The sequence below is a fragment of the Archangium sp. genome (genome assembly GCF_036388035.1).
Taxonomy (GTDB): domain Bacteria; phylum Myxococcota; class Myxococcia; order Myxococcales; family Myxococcaceae; genus Archangium.
On sequence record NZ_DASVSO010000702.1, the window covers coordinates 1 to 4,706 of the forward strand.

Below are 4,706 nucleotides of genomic sequence, written 5' to 3' on the forward strand. Positions count from 1 at the left end.
GACGATGATCTCCCGGACGTCGTCGCTCGAGAACGCGAGCGCCTTCTTGTCCTTGAGGTTGGGCACGTCCAGGTCCAGGACGTTGAGGGTGTTGGGGTCCACCCCGGCGAGCATGGACTCCGAGCCCCACTCGCTCAGCGCGTAGACCTGCTTGATGCCGTCCAGCTGCACCTCGGAGATGCGCACGCGCACCGGCTCACCGATATTGGGGACGAAGCGCGCCTCCAGCTGGGGCTTCTCCAGGGCCGCGCGCACCTGGGCCTCCCGCTCCGGCGGAGGGAAGGTGAGGGCGGCGTAGGCCACCAGCGACGACATCATCTGCGACACCCGCTCGGAGTCCGCGCGCAGCTCCACCGGCCGCGTGAGCTTCCACGGCTTGTCGGTGGTGGTGCGCTCCAGGGTGTAGGCGTTCTTGCGCGCCTTCACCTCGATGCGCAGGAGCGTGGGCTCCTTCATGGTGAACACCTTGTGGTCGCGCCAGTCCAACGTGTGCTTCTCCAGCGCGTAGCGGAGCGCGCCGTCGGTGGTGTACACGCGCGGGTCACCCTCGCGGCGCACGTACACCGAGCCGTCGAAGGGGTTCTCCACACCACTGTAGAAGGTCAGCGTGCGCTGGCGCGCCGGGTCCTCCGCGCCCCCGCCCTGCGCGTCCGGCACGTACGCCTGGGCCGTCACCGTGGCTCGGGGCGGCTTGAGCCCGTAGCGCTCCAGGTCCGCGTCGGTGGGGTTCTCCTCCACGGTGGTCTTGAACCTGGCGATCGCGAGCTGGCTGGTGAGGCCGTCCACCTGGTGCTGGTCCGCTCGCGCGGATAGGGGCGAGGTGACGCGCCAGACGCCATTCTGGCGCTCCATCACCGTCTTCGACTGGCGGACCTCCACCGAGAGGGAGGTGAAGACGGGAGCCGCTGTCGCGCCTCCATCGGTGCCGCGCTCTTCGGGGGACGGGGTGGCGAAGAGCGTCCCCTCCACCTCCTTGCGCTGGGCCTCCTGCTCCTCCGGCTTCATCACGCCGAAGTACGCGTAGAGCCCGAGCCCGCCGGCCACCAGGGCCGCGAGCACCAACGTGACGAGGTTCTTCTGCTTGGCGTTCACTTGTTGCGCCTCGAGAGCCAGATGGCCAGCCCCACGCCGAGCAGCGTCAGGGGCAGGACGTCGGTGGACACGAAACGGATGCGGCTGAGCATCGCCGCGTCCAGTTGAAGGGTGGAGGCCGCGCGGTCGGGCGGGCGGATGGTGATCTTCTCCACCTGGTTGCTGGCCCAGCCCAGCGCGTTCATCACCAGGTTGCGGTTGCCCTCGTGGCCCCAGTTGGAGTCCAGGAGGAGCTCCGAGTCGCCCACCACCACCAGCCGCGCCTCGTCGAAGCGCTTGTCCTGTGCGCTCGAGGTGTTGCGCGTGCTGGCGGACACCAGGGCGAGCTGACCGGCCTTCTCGCCCTCGGTGGGCGCCGGCTTGTCATTGGGCGTGGACTCCACCCAGGCGAAGGGCGAGGTGAGGAGCACGGGCTCCACCTTCACGCCCTCGGCCAGGCCTGTGCTCAGCAGGGTGAGGCTGCGCGCGGTGGGCAGCTCGATGTTGAGCTGCCGCTGGCGCAGGGGCCGGGCGATCTCCTGGTTGCCGTAGAAGATGGAGAGGACGACGTAGGGGCTGCCGCTGTTGAACTGCGCGTCGGCGACCACGCCCTTGTCGACCTCCACGCCGTACTCGGCGAGCAGCTTCGCCAGCTCCGGGCCCGCGTCGCCATAGGCGTCGGCGAAGTAGAGCACCCGGCCGCCGGCGCCCAGGTACCTGCGCAGCGACTCCACCTCGGGCGGGCTGAAGGGCGCCTTGGCCCCGGCGATGAGCACCAGCGCGGCATCCCTCGGCACCGTGGTGCCTCCGGCCAGGTTGATCTCCCGGGTGGCGTAGCCCTCCTGGGCGAGCTGCTGCTTGAGCTCGGAGAGGCTGGTGATGCGCTGGCCCCGCTGCTGGTTCGGCGTGGGCGCGAGGGGCTCCAACGGCCACTCGCCGTGGCCCACCACGACGTACACCTTCTGCTCGCTCACCTTCGTCAGCTTGATGAGGGCGTTGGTGAGCTCCTGCTCGCTGATGATGTTGAGCGCGGTGTGCGACTCGCTGGAGCCCTCTCCGCGCACCAGCACCACCGTCGTCTGGCCCTCGCGCAGCTGGTACTTCGCCGCCAGGTCCGGGTGGCGGCGCGGATCCTTGAACGAGTACTCGAACAGCTCCGGCGCCTCGCGCTGGTAGCGGGCGAGCGACTCCTGGAGCGCCTCGTAGGCGGGGTGGTCCGGCGGGACGAAGCCGATGGCCCGCACCTTCTCCTTGAGGCCCTGGAGCGTGGTCACCGTCTGAGGCGAGAGCGTGAAGATCTTCCGCTCGGTGAGGTCCCAGCGCTGGTTCTTCTTGTGGGCGATGTAGTTGACGGCCACCAGCGCGCCGAGCGTCGCGAGCACCATCAGCGCCGTGCTGGCGAAGAAGAAGCTGGAGCGCCGCGAGGCGAACTGACCGAACTGCTTGAAGTTGGTGGCGAAGTAGAGCCCCACCAGCGCCGCGCCGGCCACGGCCTTCGTGGCGGCGAGGGCCGGGGAGCCCGAGGTGAGGAAGAGGGTGAAGGGGCTGGAGAGCAGCAGCAGCAGCCCGAACGCACCCAGGATCTTGCCGATGTTGGCCGCTTTCATGGGCATCCTCGAGGGGGGCACGTCACGCCCAGCGCTGCGCTTCCACCGTGCGGTGGCTGAGCAGCAGGGAGAAGAAGATGACGGACACGAAGAAGACGATCGCCTTCAGGTCCAGCACGCCGCGCAGCAGGCTCTGGAGCTGCGCGTCGAAGGAGAGGTAGTTGATGAAGGAGCGCACCGGCTCCTCGGTCGTCTGCCCGAGCCCGCGCAGCATCGTCCACGGCAGCAGCACCGCGAAGGTGAGCAGGGCGGCCACCATCTGGCTCTCCGTCAGCGCGGAGATGAACATGCCGATGGCCATGCAGGTGGCGCCCCACAAGAGCAGCGCGCCATAGCCCAGCAGCACCGTGGTCCACTCCAGCGCGCTGCCGGACTCGCCCTGGCCGAAGAGGGACACGAGCAACGGGAAGAGGATGGTGAGCCCCAGGGTGGCGGTGATGACGCCCAGCCCGCCCAGGTACTTGCCCAGCACGATATCGATGGGCCGGACCGGCGCGGTCATCAACAGCTCGAACGTCTTGTTGCGCTTCTCCTCGGCGAACAGCCGCATGGAGAGGAAGGGCGCCACGAAGAGCGTGATGATCATCACGGTGCTCCAGAAGGGCACCATCACGCCGTCGGTGAGGTTGCGGAACTGCGACGGGGTGTTGCCCCAGCCGAACTGGCGCGCCATCTCCTGGGCGCGCTGGAACTCGTAGAGCATGCCGACGAAGAAGAACGACGCGATGGCCAGCATGGCCGTGAAGACGGCGTAGGCCCACGGCGTGGTGAAGTAGATGGACAGTTCCTTGCGAGCGATCGCCAGCGCGGTGCGCATGGGGTCCTCCGACACCGGGAAGGGGGGAATGCGCGGGCCCTAGGCCGCGGTCAGCTTGATGAAGATCTCTTCCAACGAGATGTTGTCCGCCGTGCCGCCGTGCACGCGCGTCAGCTTGCGGATGTCGTCGTGGGCCACCACCCGACCCTGGTTGATGATGAGGACCTTCTCACAGGTCATCGTCACCTCGGGGAGGATGTGGGTGGAGAGGATGACGGTGTGCTTGCCCGCGAGGCTCTTGATGAGGCCACGCACCTCGGCGCGCTGGGTGGGATCCAACCCCTCGGTGGGCTCGTCGAGGATGAGCACGGGTGGGGAGCCGAGCAGCGCCTGGGCGATGCCGACGCGCTGCTTGTAGCCCTTGGACAGGTTCTGGATGACGCGGCCGAGCACGTCGGACAGGCCGGTGAGGCCGGCCACCCGCTCCACCTCGGCGCGCACGCCGCGGCCAGGCAGGCCCTTGAGCGAGGCCACGAACTTCAGGTAGCCCACGACCGTCATCTCCGGGTACAGCGGCGGCGTCTCGGGCAGGTAGCCGATGCGCCGTTTGACCTCCAACGGCTGCTCGAAGACATCGAAGCCCGCCACCTTGGCCGTGCCCTCGGAGGGGGGCAGGAAGCCGGTGAGGATCTTCATCGTGGTGGACTTGCCCGCTCCATTGGGGCCGAGGAAGCCGAGAATCTGTCCCTCGGCGACCGAGAAGTTCAGGCGGTCCACCGCGAGCCGCTCTCGGTATCGCTTGGTGAGGTTGTGGACCTCGATCATCGACATGGGAAGGCTCCGGGGGGAAGCACTTGCTCGGCGGCCGATATAAAAGCCGATTTCGACCTGTCAAGGCAGGCAGGCGGGCATCGAAATCCCTGGGGGCGGTGCTGGCGAGCCGTGTGCATGAGTGCTTCCCGTGTGTCTGGGCGGACACGCCCGGCAGGGGAGCTTGTGCCCACCGCCGGCCCCTTGGAACAACGCAGCGGGTGCTTTATGCCGATTGTGGTCCAGAAGTACGGCGGCTCCTCGGTCGCCGATGTGGAGAAGATCCGCAAGGTCGCACTCCGAGTGAAGGCGACGCGTGACCGGGGCTACCAGGTGGTGGTGGTGGTGTCGGCGATGGGGGACACCACGGACGAGCTGCTGGCGCTGGCGAAGAAGGTGTCGCCGGACCCGGCGCGGCGCGAGCTGGACATGCTGCTCACGTGCGGCGAGCGCATCTCCAT

At 68.2% G+C, this 4,706-nt stretch carries 4 protein-coding genes and 1 pseudogene; 1 reads left to right on the forward strand and 4 read right to left on the reverse strand.

Translation table 11 applies throughout. From position 1 onward, the window contains the following. The 4 genes from VF697_RS28925 to VF697_RS28940 form a co-directional block, all read right to left on the reverse strand. Nucleotides 1-1,092, reverse strand: a 1,092-nt coding sequence (locus tag VF697_RS28925) for a DUF4340 domain-containing protein (RefSeq protein ID WP_331099970.1), incomplete at its 3' end; no start/stop codon positions are given. Then, nucleotides 1,089-2,678 (reverse strand): GldG family protein, encoded by a 1,590-nt coding sequence (locus tag VF697_RS28930; RefSeq protein WP_331099971.1) that lies wholly within the window; start codon nucleotides 2,676-2,678, stop codon nucleotides 1,089-1,091. The genes VF697_RS28930 and VF697_RS28925, both read right to left, overlap by 4 nt. Nucleotides 2,679-2,700: 22 nt before the next feature. Further along, nucleotides 2,701-3,495: an ABC transporter permease gene (locus VF697_RS28935; protein WP_331099972.1), complete on the reverse strand. Its 795-nt coding sequence runs from the start codon at nucleotides 3,493-3,495 to the stop codon at nucleotides 2,701-2,703. Nucleotides 3,496-3,534: 39 nt separating this feature from the next. Further along, nucleotides 3,535-4,266, reverse strand: a complete 732-nt coding sequence (locus VF697_RS28940; protein WP_331099973.1) for an ABC transporter ATP-binding protein — start codon at nucleotides 4,264-4,266, stop codon at nucleotides 3,535-3,537. 207 nt (nucleotides 4,267-4,473) lie between these two features. On the opposite strand from VF697_RS28940, the pseudogene VF697_RS28945 reads away from it, so the two are divergent. Then, nucleotides 4,474-4,706, forward strand: a pseudogene (locus VF697_RS28945) (aspartate kinase); the annotation flags it as partial.